Below are 18,233 nucleotides of genomic sequence, written 5' to 3'. Positions count from 1 at the left end.
ATGAATAGAACGTTTTCTAAGCCAGTCACTTTTCATTGATCTCATACAACACAAACGGTTTGAACGGAAGCTGGGGCTGAAAGATCTTTAAATTGCTAATCATGAACTCCGCGTTGGTTTTAATACCTGAAACCGGCAAATCCATAGTCTGATAGGTGTCATATGGTTCGTAAAATCGGAAATGTTCTTTCCCAAGTCTCCTTCAAAAGGAATAATGCTGTTCACTAACTTGTTTTTGCGCTCAAAATCATGGGTAGTTTCACGATACTACTTCCGGTAAAGCATCTGGCAATTTAATTGGCTTCATGGCCGGAGCAAACAGGTGAATGCACAGCCAGGCTAGCAGATAGGCACTCCCACATAATACAAACAGATAATTATAGCCAATCGAAATGTCTCCCGCGGTTTTGTAGGTGTCCAGCAAAGACCCTACCAGAATCGGGAAAAGTAGCCCGCCCAGCGAACCAGCCATGCCACCAAGCCCAACGACGGAGCTAACCGCATTTTTGGGAAACATATCCGATACCAGAGTGAAAAGGTTGGCGCTCCAGGCCTGGTGTGCAGCAACAGCCAGACTTAGCAAGCCAACGACCTCCCAGATGCTGGTCGCATAACGGGTTAAGGCTATTGGGACAATACACATTGCATAAAGCAACATGGCCGTTTTTCTCGAACGATTGATCGTCCAGCCCAGCCGGAGGAAATACCCTGACAGATAACCACCCCCCACGCTACCGAGGGTAGCCGCAGTATAAACAAAAATTAGCGGGAGACTTGGTTTCTTAAGATCCAGATTAAACGACGACGCAAAATAAGAGGGCAACCAAAACAGGAAAAACCACCATACCGGATCGGTCAAGAGCTTCCCCAAAATAAACGCCCACGTTTGGCGGTACCGAATCAGGTCGATCCAACGAATGGCGGAGTTTCCTTCATTACTTTCTGCATCGCTGGTAATATAGGCCAGTTCCTGCGGTGACACGTGTTTGTGTTGTTGTGGGCTGTCATAGTTCCACCACCAGAAAAAGAGCCAGACAAAGCCAATCAGGCCAGTCAGCAGAAAAGCGACCTGCCAACCGTATACGCCCAGTACCCAGGGAACCAGGATGGGAGCCACAACAGCACCAATGTTTGTTCCGGAGTTAAAGATTCCCGTCACCAGTGCCCGTTCCTGCCGCGGAAACCACTCGGCCACGGTTTTGATAGCCGCAGGGAAATTTCCACCCTCGCCCAACCCCAGCAACGCACGATATACGCCAAACCCGAATGTACTCGTTGCCACAGCATGCAGAACGGCGGCTATACTCCACAAAAATACAGCGATCAGGTAGCCTACTTTGCTTCCGATTTTGTCAATCAGCCGGCCGAATGCAACGTAACTGAGGGCATAGGCCGCCTGAAACGCCATAACGATATGACTATAATCAGTTTCGGTCCAGTTAAAAACGGTTTCTAAAGTCGGTTTGAGCAGACTGATGACCTGACGGTCCAGGTAATTTATCGTCGTAGCAACAAACAGCAATCCAACGATTCTCCAGCGGTAGTTGGTCATAGAGCATAGGGCATGACCCGTTGAGTTCGATTACTTTCCACGGCTAAATCGATTACGCGGGTAAGCCGTCGAATTTCGGCAGGTGTAATAGCGGGTTCTGCTCCATTTACGATGGTTTCATACAAATTGTCGTAGAATGGGGTATAATTACCCGGCAGGCTTTCGACCAACTCGGCCCGACCATCGCGGTAAAGTGTACCCCAGCGATCGTCAGGCTCGGCCCCCCATCCAGCCTCATTCGGCAGCTGATTGAGTCGTAGTCGTTCTTCCTGTGCATCTAAACCACCTTTGATAAACGAACCTTCAGTTCCATGAAGACTATAACGCAACTGATTATGATAAATCATCAGACTGGACTCAAGCCGGACGACCTTGTCAGCATAGCCCAGTTTTATATCAAAATAATCGGCGACCTGGCTATCGGGGCGAATGATTCGAATGGTAGCCTGAACCGTATCGGGATCACCAAACAGGTTTAATGCCTGATCGAGTAAATGCGGTCCTAAGTTATAGAGGTTTCCTCGGCCTACGCCCGGTTGTTCTTTCCAGCTTCGGGCATTCGGGTCTATAGGCGAGAATCGATCATACCGACATTCATAATCAACAACGGTTCCTAAAGCTCCTTCGGCCATCAAGCGTTTGATTGTTAAAAAATCAGAATCCCACCGGCGATTCTGGTATGCGGTTGCCAGGCAACCCCGCTGCCCGGCCAGCTCCAGCAATTCAATGGCTTCAGATTCAGTAATGGCAAACGGCTTTTCGACCACAACATGTTTTTTATGCTCCAGTGCTTTCCGGGCGTACTCAACATGGGTCTCATTGGGTGTACAGATAAACACGAGATCAATAGACGGATCGGCAAATAGCTCATCAGCCGTTGCCACCCACTCTATCTTCTCATCGAACTGATGAACAGCGTCGGGACGACTACTGGCTATTTTCTTTAGATGAAATAGTGGATTAACGGACAGGAACGGCGCATGAAAATACCGTCCCGACAAACCAAAGCCAACTAATCCAACCTGAACAACAGAAGGCATACTAAAAAGGCAGAAAAAAGATGAAAAACTCAGAATACAGAGGGGAAAGCACTTTCAACATACTTATCTCCTGTACCAGATACGCTAAATAATTAGCGTCAATCGCGTAAAATCAGTTTTGCGTATAGGCATCATCGACTGAGACACCCTTCTACCCATTTCGTTTTAAGTATTTGTTTTCAAATTGACTTCAGAGGGATACATGACTATATGGCAACCAGGAATACAACACTTTTATGCTTATTCGCTATCTTTGATTGGTATTCTGTCCGCATAATGATTCATTCTGATAGTAATTTAATTAAGGATATTGAGCGCGTAAGGCAACTCTCCATCGTCCCGACAATACTTGATGTAGTTTGCCAGTCTACAGGAATGGGGTTTGCCGCCATTGCCCGCGTAACTCAGGATCGATGGATCGCATGCAGTGTTCGTGACGATATTCAGTTTGGCCTGGTTTCTGGTGGAGAACTAGAGATCGGAACAACGATTTGCAATGAAATCAGGGATAGCCATCAGGCAGTAATTATTGATCACGTCGAGGAGAGTGATGACTTCTGCAATCATCCGACACCCCGAATGTATGGATTTCAAAGCTATATTTCCTTTCCTATCATTTTGAAAAACGGTGCATTTTTTGGTACACTTTGTGCCATTGACCCCAAACCCGCTCTACTTAACAATTCGAAGATTATTGGCATGTTCAGTTTATTTTCGGATTTGATCTCCTTCCATTTACAGCAGTCAGAGTTACTCGAACGAAGTACGATTGCGCTTCAAAATTTGAATCAGAAACTTCTGGATTCCGACGACGAAAACCGCCAGTTTCGACATATTTCCAATCATAATCTTCAGGAGCCGCTTCGAAAAATCAGGTTATTTAGTGGCCTGCTGGTTGATGCAACCGAAAAGAACGATGTCGATAAAGCAAAGAGCATTGCCTTTAAAATCGATTCAAGTGCCCAAAAATTATCAGTAATGATTAAGGACCTGTCCGTATTTCAGAGCTAAACGATGATGAGGATTCGTCTTTTGAACTTGTCGATCTGAACGAAATCATTGCTGATGTATACTACCAGTTAAGTTCTCAGGTGAAAGCCAGAAATGCAACCTTTAGAAGCGAACCATTACCCCTCGTAAAAGGTATACCGGTGCAATTGGAGCATGTTTTTTATCATTTGCTCGCCAATGCACTAAAGTTCTCTAAACAAGCTGAGGCACCCGTTATATCGGTTTCAGTTAGGGAATTGTCGAAATCTCAACTAAGTCATCCGCTTCTGTCAGTGACCGAGTCTGATTTTGTCGAAATCCAGATCCAGGATAATGGGATTGGAATTGAGCGATCTCAACTTGAAAAGATCTTTGATATATTTTCTCAGGTCCCATTTAACAGTGTTCGGGAGGGCGAAGGTTTTGGGCTAGCCTATTGTCGCAAAATTATTCGCAATCACTCTGGGATTATATCGGCCCAATCTGAATTGGGAAAAGGCACTACTTTATCAATTATTTTACCGCTCGCAAAAAGTTAGCGCTATTGCCACTTTAACTTATGACTTAACGACCTCATAAAGTGGTCAGTCAGCTGGCTTATCTAGGGGTCTTTCATTATCTGATTAGAGCTCACAAACATTTCTATCTCAAAGCAGTATTTTGCTGATAGGTAAGGCCTTATAGATCTAATTCAAACCTTTAAACAGCTGGCTATGAAACTGAAAGATACTCTTCTCGCTGCGTTGATCGGTTGTTTGGCCCTTAGCTTTTTGGGCTGTAGCAAGATAAGCAATGGAATTCCACCGGCACCGACTGTCAATAAGTTTCTTAATGGAGCAGATGGCCCACCTCTTTGGCTGGTTGACAATGTTGAAGTTGTCAACCCTCAAGAAAAGGGTAGTATTAAGATTAACCCTAATGATATTCAAAGTATCACTGTTCTTTCACCCGTTTCAAACAGTGATTTAATCAGACGCTTTGGTCTGAAAGGCAAAAATGGTGTCGTGCTTGTGGCAACAAAAAGAGCAGGTAAGTAGCTGTCTTTAATTCACCAACAAGCTTTATATTAATAAATCAGCTGTTGTACTTTAATTAATACAGTCCTTGTACGTCGTCAGGTAAAATTAGACAAAATAGCCGGGGCGGTGGAAATAGAAAGAGGTGATACGGTACTGCGGCAATTCAATAAGCCTACGGCAACGGCCAACTGACGGCGTCGTAATGGCGCACTACCGCGGTTGTTTCAGTCAAATCACCTTAGTTATGTCTAATTTCCTCTTCTAGTCGCCCAGAGACGGCTCAACCAGTTACCCGTAAACCGGCATTATTCGACGGCTATACGTCTATTAACAGCTGATCGGATCGATTTCTATGTTCAGCCAGCACCGGGGGGAATAAAAATCTTTATATTTTCACCTGCATAGAACATAGCGATTCCCGCCGGAACGAAAACGCTATGAATCAACTTAATGCGAACGATTATATAAATGGGACTACCCAGCATGGAAGGGGAGGTCGCAAAGGTTAGTTGTTTAGGATTCGTGATGGATTTGAATTCATTGGTAATAATCAGTAACTAGGTGGCAATGATTGGCTGAATTCCTTTGACCGATTGCACATAGCCGTATTGTTCCTTTATGTAAGAGTCAATCATAATCGTAGATGTAATCCCTGCTTAGACCTGTTTATCAGTGAGTCAAATGTGGTTAACAGACCCTCATCTCTTTTCATCTGAATCTGTCCACTTTTGGCAGATGACGTACATTATTTAATTGACCAAAGGCTGACTTAATTCATTTAAAACTGGACTTTCGCTGAATTATCATTGCGACCAGGTTTTACCGCGTCATAGTTGGCTGAAGGCCCACCAATGCGTACTTCGTCATAATAGATGCTCTTCTCTTCGTAAGTGGCCTTTGCCATCCAGCAATAAAGACCACACTTCCAATAGGGTTTGCGTTGCTGTGGGTAACCGATGGAAATGCCTTGTTCGTTTACAATCCGCTTGCCATCCTGCCAGATTTCGAGTAAACCGGTTTTACCGGTTGGGTCCCACTTTACGTGAACCACATAATCCACCCACCGGTCGTAGATGGCAGCACCCAAATCGAGCCGCTTGTTGCTTGTTGAGTTTTGGAGCGCTTTGGTGATAGCTACATTCGATGCGCAATACCACAGCTTCAATCGATCTGAATTTAATTCAATACATAGAGGAGGAACGCTATCTTCAAAGCCGGGGTCTGGTACGCCGTGCCACTGGCTAACAATTACCGTCTGGTCGTCTTTTGCCATTGAAGCCGATGGCATATAGGAGCTGTAGCCATACCAGCGTTCAGCTACATCGCCCGGTGCAATGGCGGATGTCGCTAGTTCAGAATGAAGCATCTTGTTGGTACCATTGGCCTGGCTAGGCTTCCAGGAAAAACGCATAGCCTGGTTACCTACTCGATGCAAGTCATTGACAAGCTTACCTGCTGTGGGGGTGAAGAGTTCCTTTGACCAGAAGCTACCAACTTTATCGCTTTCAAACCCATCTACATTCAGGATACTGGCATTTTCCCGAGCCGCCGAGTGATTTTCGCTTTCGGGAGCGATACTGTCACTTTGTGAGCAGCTGCTCAGACTAAGGTTAAATAAGGGAATTAGGACTAAGAGAATAAACAAACGTAGTGCTTTGGTGGTGAGGTTAGAAAAAGTCTTGTTTTTGTTGGTTGAAGTGGACTGAGTGTTCGTAACGTAGTTCATTTCTTTGATCGTTTTTGCCTTTTGCTTGATCAAAGTTGGCCCTGAAATAGCGCCTGTAGGGGAAGGATTCGATGAACTGTAAGATTCTTTAGGTTTTTGGTACAGTTTGTACTTTTTTCAGTTTATTGACTCTTGTTCGAAAAATAATTTCCTTTAATTCTTTTTTAATAAAAGCCCTCAGAAACGCAAGAAGCGCACAATTTGCTTATTTAATGCAGTTTTAATCTTTTAATGACTTCTTAATGTTAATTGTTGTAGTATTGTACTTTATTAATATAGACTCCTATTCGGTAACATTCAGCAAGAACGAAACGTAAGCACTTTCTAAAAGACCCGTCACTCTTCTAGCATCATTTGACCAGGATGATAAAGGAAGTTTACCTTTTGATCTAGGTAGAGCCAATATTGTTCTAGTAACTAAATTATTTTGCAGTTACTGGATACGACCACAGGACAGTATATCGCAAAGGCAATTGCGCCCGTGTCATGGGCCATTCCGGATTGACATTTGGCAAGCTAATCGAAGCTTATCCAGGCCATGCAGGTAGTTGATCCGGTCGATTACCCCAGCTAGTTTAATCAATCGGTCGTCAGGGCCATCGATGCAACCCCCTCTTGATAGTAGTCAGTGGGTATGATATTGGAGAGCATAATGACAACCTTCTGATATTCGTACCCAAAGGCATAAATTGATTTTTTGCGATTCGTTGGCATAGCAGAGCCTTTCAGCCATATTACTGGTAGGGTGCGACAATTGAACATATAGTGAATTGTAGTACTGCCAGGAAGCCAGATCCGGTCGGCAATGCGTTTTCAGATACCGGTTGGTATGCAGAAAGATGGTAATGGTGTAGCAAAGTGAATCCTGGTGTTGCAATATCTCACTGAATTTACACGGATGATTGGTCAATGCGTCCTGAATTTGGCGAAGATCCGGAATCGTCAAACCAAAAAAGGGGGAGCAAAATTATCCATTGGGGTTGCGTATTCACTTTCAGCATTGGCTTGGATACCCCCTGAGTTCATGTACGAGTTGTTAGCTGTTTATCGTCATGATTTGCTGGATACAGTCATCATTCATGGAGTTAGCGTAGCCGTGAGAGAATATATTACCGCAGAGTTTGAATGTTATGAGTGACGAAGTCCATGACCATTGAGGCTTAATCAGCAATACATATAGATGGGTGTAAAGTTTGGATTGGACGATACGATCATCACTGAGGGGCCTATAAACTGGATACGCCTGTCGTTCTGACAACCATAGCAGAACTCCCCAACGATCTTGCACTTGGTTCGTTATTTGGAACAATTGACGACCCGTACATTGCCAGATTCAATCCTATCCCCACTCATGCTGCCCCCGGTGATACACATGAAATAGGCCGCTTAGGGATTTGTAAAAAAGAGTTATAGAGATTACGAACACGCTTTACATAATCCAGCGTCAAGCCGTTTTGGGCATATCGATTTGTTCTCTATTGCTATAAATAAGTAAGAAAGTGAGTTAATTAAAGCTGCATACTTAACCTCCATAAATAAAAAATTCTCTGTATGCGCTTGCTGCTGGTGGCCCCTTCGGTAATTATCCACTTTGTTGTGTCTTTCTTAGTCTGCCTTTCCCTTCTTACCTGTAAACCGGCCAGTACAACACCCGAAGAGTCAGATTCAGCGGAAACGGTTTATGTCACAAATACTGAGGGAAATCTGTTTGCTATAGATGCGAATACAGGCAATGCAAATTGGGGATTCCGGTTAGATAATCACTCTTTATCCGGACCTACATACGTATACCGAGGGTTTTTATAAAACGCTGAAGGGATTTCAATATGGTGAGCTTGTCATTGATTTTCATTGTTTTCCCTTCAGCATTCCCTGCTAAAATGAACGTGTCTTGTCCGAAAAACTAAGGCAACTATTTAATGACCTGCAATGATTTGGGAGGAGATTGCCACAGTACATTCACAATCATCCAGTGGTCATTTTCCTTGATTAGGTGTAGGTAATCGATACCCCAAACAGCCGTCACTTTGGCCATCGCTGTTTTGTCGGCTACCTCAAATACATCGACTTGCCGGGGTGAATCAGAATTAGCGCGTTTGCCTTCTTTATTCCACACTTTCGCCAGCCGGATCAAGGCCGGAAAAGGCATTTCCAACTGTTTCGAGTAACTCCCCGTTTTTTGTTCGAACGCAAAGCCACGTTTCTGAAGAGTTGGGTGTACACTCTGATAAGCCAATGTAGTATCGGCTTTGTAAAACGTATCGATGTAATTGAAGCAGGCCTGCCGAACCCCAGTCACATCATCGGTGTTCGTTTGAGCAAAGGCGCTGGTTAATACAAAGCTGAAAAGCAAGGCAACAGTACTATGTTTCATAGATTTATAGAAAAGAAGAGGGTTAATCAGTATGTAAGCTCTTCACGGGATTAACAAGCGCCGATCTGAGGCTTTGAAACGTGACTGTAATAAACGCTAGTAACAACGCCAGGGCACCAGCCCCAACGAATACCCACCATGGAATGTCAATGCGGTACTCGAATAACTGGAGCCATCGATGCATGGCGTACCAGGCAATTGGTGAGGCAATCAGAATAGCGATGAAAACCAGTTTCAGAAAATCTTTGGTGAGTAACAGCACAATACTGGTTACTGACGCGCCGAGCACTTTGCGCACACCGATTTCTTTCCGGCGTTGTTGTGCGGCAAACGTAGCCAGCCCGAACAGACCCAGACACGAGATCAAAATGGAGATGATCGTAAATGTGCGCACAATCCGCGACGTACGGGCTTCTGCCTGGTAGTTTTTCTGAAAATCTTCGTTCAGGAAGGTATATTCAAACGGTTCGTCGGGACGTAACGCCTTCCATTTCTGCTCTAGAAAGCCTAGAATGTTCGTCATGTTGGCCGTGTTGACGTGAACGATGATATAATTGAAACTTGGGCGTCGACTCAACAAGAACGCATAGGGCGTAATGGGTTGGTGCAGGTCTTCATAGTGAAAGTCCTTCACGACGCCTACAATTTCAAAGGGTGTTGTTTGGCCCTGCCAGTCGAAGTCCAGCCGTTGACCAATGGCTTTGGCCTCGGGTATCTGAAATTTACGTAGCGTAGCTTCATTAACGATAAGTCGATTAGCTGTGTCTCCAGGAAACTGCCGCGAAAACAAACGGCCCTGTTTTAGTTGAAAACTCATGGTTTGCAGGAATTCAAAATCGACCCGATTGGTGCGGATATCCTGTCCTTGTGTAACGCTCTGGTCGGGCCTATGAAACACCATATCGCTCTGGTTAGCAATACCGGGGTAGAATTGCGTCCCAGCGGCTGATATAACCTGATTGTTTCGCAAAATTTCGCTGCGGAAAGCGGTGTAGACAGCACGCGACTCACCGCTTCGGAATGGAATGGCAATCTGCTGATCCTGCGTAAAACCCAGTGGCTTGTCGCGCAGGTAATGCATCTGTTTCTGAATGACAAACGAGGCCAATACCAGGCCAACTGACACCATAAACTGAAATACGACCAAACCACGACGTAACGCTACTGCCGACAATGAATTCGTAAACTTGCCTTTTAACACCTTCGCCGGGTCAAATAACGACAGATAAAAAGCCGGATAACTGCCCGCTAACAATCCCGTTATCAAGGCCATTCCCAGCAAAGCGAAAAGCGTTCTCGGCTCAAATAATTCACTCATCGACAAGGCCTTGCCAGTGAGCTGGTTGAACATAGGCAAGAATAAAACACCCAGTCCTAACGCAATCAGGAACGCCAGGAAGGTAAGTATGACTGATTCGCCCAGAAACTGCCACACAAGCGCGCCCTGCTGCGCCCCCATCACTTTTCGAACGCCTACTTCCGCTGCCCGTTTGGCCGAACGTGCCGTCGCTAAGTTCATGAAATTAATGCAGGCAATCAGCAATGTAAAGAGGGCAATCGATCCCAGTATATAGAGGTACGTAATACTATTTGTCGGCGTAACCACCGACTGAAAATTAGGATAAAGGTGCAGATCTGGAACGGGTACTAGAAATAACTGCCGATCGAAACCCACTGATTTGAGGTCAGCGCGGGCATATTTTTCAATGAATGCGGGCAGCTTTGCGGTTAATGCCCGGGGATCGGTATTGGGTTGTAGCCGAAGATACGTCAAAAACATGTTGTTATTGGCAAAATCCAGCTGGCCCTCCCGCAGGTAATTTCCCAACTCGCCCGAGGCAAGGGGAATAAAGAAGCGAGCGTCGATGTGCGAGTTGGTCGTGGTGTTCTGGTACACCCCTGTCACTTTAAATTCCTCGCCCATACCAGCTTCACCCCCGATCCGAACCAGTCGGCCGAGCACCGACGTAGTGCCAAACAACTTGGCTGCCACCACATCTGACAATACCACCGAATGCGGGTCCGTCAGAGCAGTTCGGGAATCGCCTTCTGTGAAGGTGTAGGTAAACAAATCAAAGAAGGTTGAATCGACCTGATACCCTTTCGTTTCGTAAAACGATTTCAGCGGCTTTCCCGGCTCGCGCACCTGGAGCAACGACTTTTCATCGGCGATGTATAATCGGGCTATCTGCGCAATTTCCGGATATTCAGCTTTAAGTGCTGGTCCATAAGGCGCAGACGCCATCGGAAACTCCTGCCCTGTATTCTGTCCAATTGTCGCCCGTGAGCCCACCAAATACAAGCTTTTGGCGTATTGGTGTTGCGTATCGAACGATAATTCACTGCGTATGTAAAGCATCAACAGCATGCAACAGGTCATGCCCAGCGCCAGTCCAAATACGTTAATAGAGGAGAATGATTTGCTTTTAATAATGTTGCGCCAGGCAACTTTAACATAATTGAGTAACATAGTCGGATTAAGGCTATTGGGTTGGGAATAATCCTGGGTTTTTTGGGCCCTAAACAAGGGTAACGGACGTATTACCCGCAGTACAGCCCAGACATACCGCCAGTATGCGCCCTGTACACCGACGGTCTTCACCCAGTAAGCGTACATTTCGAGCAGATCGCCATGTAGCTCATCTTCCAGGCCGGGCGGACAGAACTGGCTCAATAGCCACTCGGCCCAGTGGGGCGGTCGGGGTTCCGGTGGCTGTGAATACCGCTTGTCATCATCCGTTAAGCGCCCCATAGTTGTAATACGGGTGTTGGAATTTGCTCCCACAGTTGGCTACGTACCAGCCGACACTCGATCAGGGCACGCTGACCAGCCACCGTGACAGTAAAGAGTCGTTTTTGTCGTCCACCCCGCTCGGCAGTTGCGCCACCCATCTGGGAGGAGACAAATCCTTTCTCGGCGAGTCGTTGCAGGGTGGTGTGAACCGTAGGAAAGCTGATGCTACGGGCCATCTGCTGGTCAATCGTTTGCGTAATCAAGGCGCAATAAGCCTGTTCTTGCAGTGCGGCCACTGTCAATAGAACAACTTCTTCCAATTCCCCTAAAAAAGCTCGTTTCATAGTAGCACGAGATGATAATTAGTATAGACTTTGTCGTACAAATATTTTGCCAAATTATTAAAAGTGGTGTATAGGACCAAAATGGGCTTTACTCTAGGCTCTGCCGCTAATAACTTGTCCAAAAATGGACAACTTCCTATACAGAAACGGACATTGGTTTTGCATTCAGAGAAAGATTCTGAAACTAGATCTTAACAAATGTGCAATGTGCAGCCTACTCTTTATTCAAATTAAAAATTGAACTTTAGCAATACTTTCTGAACGATTGCCTTTTGTTGACTGCCCGTCTTTGTATAATCCCTTGCACAGAATTCAAACACTATAAGCAAATAATAGCAACAGAATTCCCTGCCACGATAGTAGCCAGCAGTGATTGGCGAAAACGTTTACCTTGAAAAGCAAGGAACTTGGTGGACTGTTTACCAGTCAACAATTTGCCCCTGACCGTTCGGGCGAACACATCTCATCAGAATTGCATTGAGAGGTTATGCTCACCCAAATAAAAGCCTTAGCAGTGACGATGTATGCTATTGACGCACCGACAGGAAGCGGACTTTGGCATTGGATGGTATATACAATTCCGGCTTCAACTACGTCGCTGGAAAGTGATGCTGAAAGTCTGCCAAAAAAGCAACCTGCCCAAAGGAGATGGGGGCAGCAAAACGACACTAAGCTACCTGGTCGATATTCTGTCAAAGGAGATAGGTCATCGGAGCGTTACGGTAAACTCGATCATTCCATTTGCCGTTGATTATTCCGGCATCTTTACCGACTCGGCCAGCTATCCTGATCTATGAAAACAATTGCCTGAAAGCTGCCCAATGGGTCGATTGGCCGACGTAGACGATGTGGCTAACGTTGCTGGGTTTTTTGCCAGCGACCTGTCTTCCTTTATGAATGGGCAGCACTTGTTAGTGAATGGCGGGGCAACCAATTGATTCGCATACCGTAAAGGTAGCTTGCAACTGTTTGCAACCCAGAGATACACGACCCGATCGGCAAAGTAACCTGAGCCGTTAATGGATCGAGATGCTTGGAATAAAATGCTTGTACTCTGGCTTTACGTTAAAGGGAGGTTTTTTCACGGTTATAACATGAGATTCTATCTGTTTGGCGGTCAGATCATCACACCGATAGCAGACAAACAGGAAAGAATCCGGATCACTAAGTCGGGCAAGTGCCCAGTTCCCGGAACCGGTACAGTGCGCCATAAGTCGATTGTAAATGAAATTTCCACCCGTAGCAATGCCAATATAAGCCACCTCAAAACCACCCCCATTTGGGAAAAGAAGCTGATAAACACCAGTTGCTCTGGGAGCATGAGTACTGATCATGCTTAGTGAAAAAGGAAACGGGCCTTCCCATTCACGGCCGTAATCGTCCTGATACATAGTTGATTATAGTTTTATGCTGTTGGTAAATTAGTCGTTTTACAGTAACGGGCAAACAAATTCTATGTAAACGGTTTTTAGTATTTCCAGTATTTACCTGACCGGTCCATCTCGCTGGATAATTTTACGAATCACTCCTTCTAAAACCGTTGGTTTTGCTTGCGTTCTTGTTGAAAAGAAGTGGCATATCCGTTAGAATCAGCTCAGTAGCAAACCGAATTCAACAAGTTTTTACTATGAATTTGAAACTGATTCCAACCAAAGTTGTAGCCGAGAGGTCTAGTGATTTAGGTTAAGTACAAGTTACAATCAGCCGACGTTTCGGTGTAGAATCCCCGCTCCAGTTGAGGGCGGGGATTTTTGTGTTCAATTCAAAATGTAACCAGAGTTCAATGGAATCAGGATCATTGACAGCGAGGCTATTTCTCTGGCCATTGTCGGATAACATCGGTCCTAAATTGAGTGTCCACATTAGTACGTTTACTGTCCGTTTCTGGACACAGCTACAACATTAGATATTTATCAAATAGCCTTAAATAGTGTACAGAAGGCACTTTCTTAGTTTGGCAGGGCATTTGTTATGTATATGTATAATAAACAGCCAGCAATGGAAGATACATGCTTCGGCCGTTCAAAAAGGTTGCCCTGAGAACCGTAACCAGTCGGCCGGCCGAGGCTGAGCGATCCATTGTTGCAGGTAAAATTATGTATCAGATGAAACGCTCTACGAACCACAGGAAGGAGGCTCAACTACTCGGAAGGCAGATTCAGGAAGAACCATTAAAACTGCCTGGTCATGAAGACGCCATCTGAACAGCAGCCTCCCCGACCCGTCGGACCACGCTGGGCTACCCGTTTTTTGCAGTGGTTCTGCGCTCCGCACCTGGTCGATGAGATGGAAGGTGATCTGGACGAGTTGTTTCAGGAGCGGGTTCAACAAATTGGCCTGAAAAAAGCGCGGCTTCGCTATATCCGGGACGTAGTGAGTTTACTCAGGCCCTTCGTGATCAAACGTAAACCCACTGATGGGCTGGACAGGCTACACCAACAGACTAAAATAACCGCACATCATCAACGATTCGGCGAATACCCTCATCCCTCAACTCTAGATCCTATTATGATTCGCAATTATTTAAAAGTTGCCTGGCGCAATCTGATCAGGGCAAAAGGCTATGCATCCATCAATATTGCCGGACTGGCTGTTGGAATGGCGGCCTCTTCGCTCATTTTCCTCTGGATTCAAAGTGAGCTCCACTACGACCGCTTTTACAGCAAAACGGACCGTCTTTTTCAGGTTTATAATCGGGATAAATTTAGCGGAACCAGGCAGGTTTGGGGGACTACACCAAAGCCTTTGGCACCTGCGCTAAAGCAGGATTATCCCGACATCGAGGATGTTTCCAGATTCCGGCCTACCACGTTTCTTCTGACAGCAACTGACAAAAAGCTGAACATCTCCGGTGCTTTCGTTGATCCGGCTTTCCTGAACTTATTTGATTTTCCATTCATTTCGGGCAATCGCCAAACGTCACTTTCGGGGAGCAACGGAATCGTCATCACAAAATCCCTGTCGGAAAAATTGTTTGGAACAACCGATGCGCTGGGTAAAGTGGTTCAGCTTGATCGTAAGGATAGTTTTTCTGTGACAGGAATTCTGGATGATTTGCCTGACAATACTCAATTTAGCGGTATATCCTATCTGTTGCCCTGGGCCTATTTTGTAACACCTGCCTGGGACTCTGACGAATGGAGCTCGAATAATAATTATACGTATGTGCTTTTGAAAGACAAGGCTAATCCAGATGTTGTCAATGAGAAGATCAAGCGTGTTACAGCGGGACACCTCAAAGGAGTAATCGATGATGTATCGAACAGGCAGATTTTCCTGCATCCGGCCAGTAAATGGCACCTGTACTCTAAGCAGGAAAATGGCTACCTGACTGAAGGGAAGATTGTTACCGTACGTCTATTCGGCATTATTGCAGGCTTAATTCTGTTGATTGCTGCTGTCAATTTTGTTAATTTAAGTACCGCCAGAAGCGAAAAACGAGCTAAAGAAGTCGGCGTCAGAAAAGTGGCCGGTGCGCAGAAATCGGCGCTGATTTTTCAGTTTATCAGCGAGTCGATGTTGCTTGCTTTGCTGTCAGGAATACTAGCGTTGCTCCTGATCGTTTTGTGTATTCCTCTGTTTAATGACTTAACTGACAAGCGGTTATCCCTGGATCTTGGGACGGTAGATTTCTGGCTGATGGCTGTTGCTTTTGTTTTGTTTACGGGCTTGCTGGCAGGAAGTTATCCAGCTTTTTTCCTCGCTAACTTTCAACCCGTCAAGGTTATTAAAGGAACTTATCAGTCCGTAAATGCCATATTCTCGCCCAGAAAAGGATTGGTAATCGCGCAATTTACCTTTGCTATTGTGCTGATAATAGCCACGTTGGTGATTCAACATCAACTGAATTACGCCCAGAATCGGGAAAGCGGTTATAACCGCAATAACCTCCTGTTTTTCTACCTAACGGGTGACCTGCCAAAGCACTATGGCTCGTTACAACAGGAATTACTCCAAAGCGGAGCCGCGATTTCGGTTAGCAAATCACTTGGTCCTATTACGACGATCAACTCCCGCCAATGGGGCCTTTCATGGCCTGGTAGTACAAAAACGGATAAAGACATCGAGTTTGATCGATTTGGAGCCGATGAGGATTTTCTAAAAACGACTGGCACGAAATTACTGGCGGGCAGGGAGATTGATATTCGAAAATACAGTACGGATTCATCGGCGGTTTTGCTGAATGAAACCGCCGTAAAAACAATGCATTTGAAAAATCCTGTTGGAACGAGTATTCATTTCGATGACCGGGATTGGCAGGTGATTGGTGTTGTGAAAGATTTCATTTTTGCCTCTCCCTATGAGTCGATTAATCCGGTGATTGTCAATGGACCAAAAGGTTCGGTCGACCTGGCATGGACAAGTATTCGGTTAAATCCGGCGAACACGACAGCCAAAAATCTGGAACTTGTTGAGACGGTCTTCAAAAAATATAATTCGGGCTATCCCTTCGACTATTCATTTGCCGATGAGTCGTATAAAGCCAAATTTGCTGACGAACAGCGCACCGGTTTATTAACCGGCCTGTTTACTGGATTGACCATTTTCATTTCCTGTCTGGGGCTATTCGGATTGGCCGCTTATACCGCTCAACAACGGACTAAAGAAATCGGTGTCCGCAAAGTATTAGGGGCGACCGTCACCAATATTGTTCGCCTTTTAACCAAAGATTTTATTCAGTTAATGGGGATTGCATTTGTCATTGGGGCACCGATTGGCTGGTTTGCCATGGAAAAATGGTTGCAGGATTATACCTATCGCATTACCATTGGGGTAGGTATTTTTATCGTGACCTTAGTGTTAGCGCTCCTGCTCGTTGTGTTGACCGTTAGTTTCCAGGCGATCAAAGCGGCCGTAATGAACCCTGTCAAAAGCCTGCGAAGTGAATAAGCTTTAATCGGGTCTACTTCTGGAAAGCACCCTATAATTTACGGTGTTTTAATGGGGTAGGCCCGATTGGTGTAAATCCTAAAAGGAGTCAATACACCTAAAATCGTGTTGAATTTGATCCATCGTCTGCCAGATAGCCTTTGTTTTGGATTGAGGGGAAAACTCAAAAAGGATCGCTGTTTTAGCGGCTGAGGGGCAATCGCTTACGAATGCTTTGAAATGCAACTCGATCACCTGGTTTGTCATAAAGGGGTCGTACAGGCTAATTACCCCGCTGTAAGCCGCCACATTACCTGGACTGGGTGCTTCAGCACTGACCTTTACTTTCGGTTTAGGGATACGCCTTACCTCAATGGATTTATTGACGACATTGAGCTTAATTAACCCCGTGTAATAGGCTTCCAAATCCCGCTGTAGTGTTGCGATATTGATAATTGGCTTGCCGTCAAGCCACCACAGCGAGGTATAGGACCAGAATTCGTCGCTACCGACCTGCCCCCAACCAGGCGCAAATCGCAGATCAGCAGTGCCTTTATAGGACAGGTTAGAAGCGAACTCAAGGGGAAAATCAGTTAGTTCGGTTCGCCAGTTGGCGGGGGTTGAATATGCGTAACCACCCGACGATAATCCCTTTATCCATTGGATACACTCTACTTCATTGACAATCGACCAGGAGTGCGGATGCCTCATGCCATTACTTCGATACCCTTTTCGATCAGACTGGACAAACTCAGCCCGCTGATTGCCCAACACCAGTAAACGATTGATCATCTCTGAGGAATCGGCATAATTGGCGTCAAAAATGCTTCGCCTTCGTTCCTTCAGATACCAGTTAATATCCACATCATGATAGACCCGGACGCTCATATTTTTTAAGAAACGCTCATTACCCGGTTCGTTGAGGTCTCTATAAAAAGGAGTCAGTTGCTTATATTGGGACAGATTGGATGTTGGAGTCCCATATTCCTGAGCCATAACTTTTGTTATAAAGCGGGCTTCGGAAACCCCTGCCTCAGCAAAATTTCGGGCGATCTCCCGCTCGAAATAGCCCCATAAATTTATCAGATCAACAGGCGAGTCTATGGTAAATACGCCTTTAGGGTTTATTGGATAAGCAGAGGGGGATTCTTTGCAGAGTTCAGCATAACGTAACGCAATCGTACCACCAGCGGAAAAGCCACCTAGTACGAATTGATCGGGCCGCACACCATATCGATTGATAACATCTTTAAAGACCTGATTTAATTTAGGCACAACGATCGAATCGGCATAGATTTTTGGCCCTTCGGCAACCGCAATTACGAGTATATTATTGACATAAGCGACATTGTGAAGCCTGGTTTCTGGAAAGATACTTTCGGGCGTTTGAGCATAACCGGGTAGCAGAACCAATACGTTTGAAATCGTATGGCTAGCCGGTTGGATGGCCAGATAGTAGCCAGTGAGACTGTCTTTCGGATTAACAATAATCTTTTCAATGGATTGAGCGTACCCAGGATTTTTTAACCAGAACAGGGCGGCAGCAAGGGAGAGAAGGATCATTACGTTCATCTAATTAGACAGG

Annotated in this window: 16 protein-coding genes; 7 read left to right on the top strand and 9 right to left on the bottom strand. The window is 45.5% G+C overall.

What is annotated here, in order from left to right; genetic code table 11:
- Nucleotides 1-259: 259 nt before the first annotated feature.
- Together G8759_RS19775 and G8759_RS19770 are read right to left on the bottom strand one after the other, a co-directional pair.
- On the bottom strand, nt 260-1,552 hold the full coding sequence (locus tag G8759_RS19775; protein ID WP_167211252.1) for an MFS transporter: 1,293 nt from the start codon (nt 1,550-1,552) through the stop codon (nt 260-262).
- The gene (locus G8759_RS19770) at nt 1,549-2,592 is read right to left on the bottom strand and encodes a Gfo/Idh/MocA family oxidoreductase (protein WP_167211249.1); all 1,044 of its coding nucleotides are present in this window, start codon (nt 2,590-2,592) and stop codon (nt 1,549-1,551) included. Before G8759_RS19770 ends, G8759_RS19775 begins: the two co-directional genes overlap by 4 nt.
- Before the next feature lie 276 nt (nt 2,593-2,868).
- Here G8759_RS19770 and G8759_RS35965 point away from each other — a divergent pair, with 276 nt between their 5' ends.
- The 3 genes from G8759_RS35965 (at nt 2,869) to G8759_RS19755 (ending at nt 4,619) form a co-directional block, all read left to right on the top strand.
- Nucleotides 2,869-3,603 carry a GAF domain-containing protein gene (locus tag G8759_RS35965; protein ID WP_167211246.1) on the top strand — a complete coding sequence of 245 codons (735 nt, stop codon included), beginning with the start codon at nt 2,869-2,871 and terminating at the stop codon, nt 3,601-3,603.
- Nucleotides 3,604-3,683: 80 nt separating this feature from the next.
- The gene (locus G8759_RS35960; protein ID WP_167211242.1) at nt 3,684-4,121 is read left to right on the top strand and encodes a sensor histidine kinase; all 438 of its coding nucleotides are present in this window, start codon (nt 3,684-3,686) and stop codon (nt 4,119-4,121) included.
- A 174-nt stretch (nt 4,122-4,295) separates the two neighbouring features.
- The gene (locus G8759_RS19755) at nt 4,296-4,619 is read left to right on the top strand and encodes a hypothetical protein (protein WP_167211239.1); all 324 of its coding nucleotides are present in this window, start codon (nt 4,296-4,298) and stop codon (nt 4,617-4,619) included.
- A gap of 760 nt (nt 4,620-5,379) precedes the next feature.
- On the opposite strand, the gene G8759_RS19750 is transcribed toward G8759_RS19755, so the two are convergent.
- The 5 genes from G8759_RS19750 to G8759_RS19730 all read right to left on the bottom strand — a co-directional run bounded on the left by G8759_RS19750 (nt 5,380) and on the right by G8759_RS19730 (nt 11,779).
- Nucleotides 5,380-6,327, bottom strand: a complete 948-nt coding sequence (locus tag G8759_RS19750) for a polysaccharide lyase (RefSeq protein ID WP_167211236.1) — start codon at nt 6,325-6,327, stop codon at nt 5,380-5,382.
- Between the two features lie 579 nt (nt 6,328-6,906).
- Nucleotides 6,907-7,041: a hypothetical protein gene (locus G8759_RS36195; protein ID WP_262890615.1), complete on the bottom strand. Its 135-nt coding sequence runs from the start codon at nt 7,039-7,041 to the stop codon at nt 6,907-6,909.
- 1,198 nt (nt 7,042-8,239) lie between these two features.
- Complete coding sequence (locus G8759_RS19740) at nt 8,240-8,701, bottom strand: nuclear transport factor 2 family protein (protein WP_167211230.1); 462 nt, start codon at nt 8,699-8,701, stop codon at nt 8,240-8,242.
- A gap of 22 nt (nt 8,702-8,723) precedes the next feature.
- Entirely contained in the window at nt 8,724-11,453 is a 2,730-nt protein-coding gene (locus G8759_RS19735) for an ABC transporter permease (RefSeq protein WP_232073881.1), read from the bottom strand.
- Nucleotides 11,441-11,779, bottom strand: coding sequence for a PadR family transcriptional regulator (locus G8759_RS19730; RefSeq protein ID WP_167211227.1), 339 nt, complete (start codon nt 11,777-11,779; stop codon nt 11,441-11,443). Before G8759_RS19730 ends, G8759_RS19735 begins: the two co-directional genes overlap by 13 nt.
- A 487-nt stretch (nt 11,780-12,266) precedes the next feature.
- On the opposite strand from G8759_RS19730, the gene G8759_RS36320 reads away from it, so the two are divergent.
- Both G8759_RS36320 and G8759_RS35950 read left to right on the top strand, forming a co-directional pair.
- Nucleotides 12,267-12,530, top strand: a complete 264-nt coding sequence (locus tag G8759_RS36320) for a hypothetical protein (protein WP_167211224.1) — start codon at nt 12,267-12,269, stop codon at nt 12,528-12,530.
- A gap of 52 nt (nt 12,531-12,582) precedes the next feature.
- Entirely contained in the window at nt 12,583-12,717 is a 135-nt protein-coding gene (locus G8759_RS35950; RefSeq protein ID WP_232073880.1) for an SDR family oxidoreductase, read from the top strand.
- 78 nt (nt 12,718-12,795) lie between these two features.
- On the opposite strand, the gene G8759_RS19715 is transcribed toward G8759_RS35950, so the two are convergent.
- On the bottom strand, nt 12,796-13,170 hold the full coding sequence (locus G8759_RS19715) for a GIY-YIG nuclease family protein (protein ID WP_167211221.1): 375 nt from the start codon (nt 13,168-13,170) through the stop codon (nt 12,796-12,798).
- 618 nt (nt 13,171-13,788) lie between these two features.
- On the opposite strand from G8759_RS19715, the gene G8759_RS19710 reads away from it, so the two are divergent.
- Nucleotides 13,789-13,983 carry a hypothetical protein gene (locus tag G8759_RS19710; RefSeq protein ID WP_167211218.1) on the top strand — a complete coding sequence of 65 codons (195 nt, stop codon included), beginning with the start codon at nt 13,789-13,791 and terminating at the stop codon, nt 13,981-13,983.
- A complete protein-coding gene (locus tag G8759_RS19705; RefSeq protein ID WP_167211215.1) occupies nt 13,967-16,669 on the top strand; it encodes an ABC transporter permease in 2,703 nt (900 codons plus the stop codon). The genes G8759_RS19710 and G8759_RS19705 overlap by 17 nt, the downstream gene beginning before the upstream one ends.
- Nucleotides 16,670-16,747: 78 nt before the next feature.
- On the opposite strand, the gene G8759_RS19700 is transcribed toward G8759_RS19705, so the two are convergent.
- A complete protein-coding gene (locus G8759_RS19700; protein WP_167211212.1) occupies nt 16,748-18,220 on the bottom strand; it encodes a hypothetical protein in 1,473 nt (490 codons plus the stop codon).
- Between the last annotated feature and the right edge of the window lie 13 nt (nt 18,221-18,233).

The organism is Spirosoma aureum (assembly GCF_011604685.1).
Classification (GTDB): domain Bacteria; phylum Bacteroidota; class Bacteroidia; order Cytophagales; family Spirosomataceae; genus Spirosoma; species Spirosoma aureum.
Note: the sequence above shows the minus strand (reverse complement) of the source record. Positions and strands in the feature narration are given on the sequence as shown.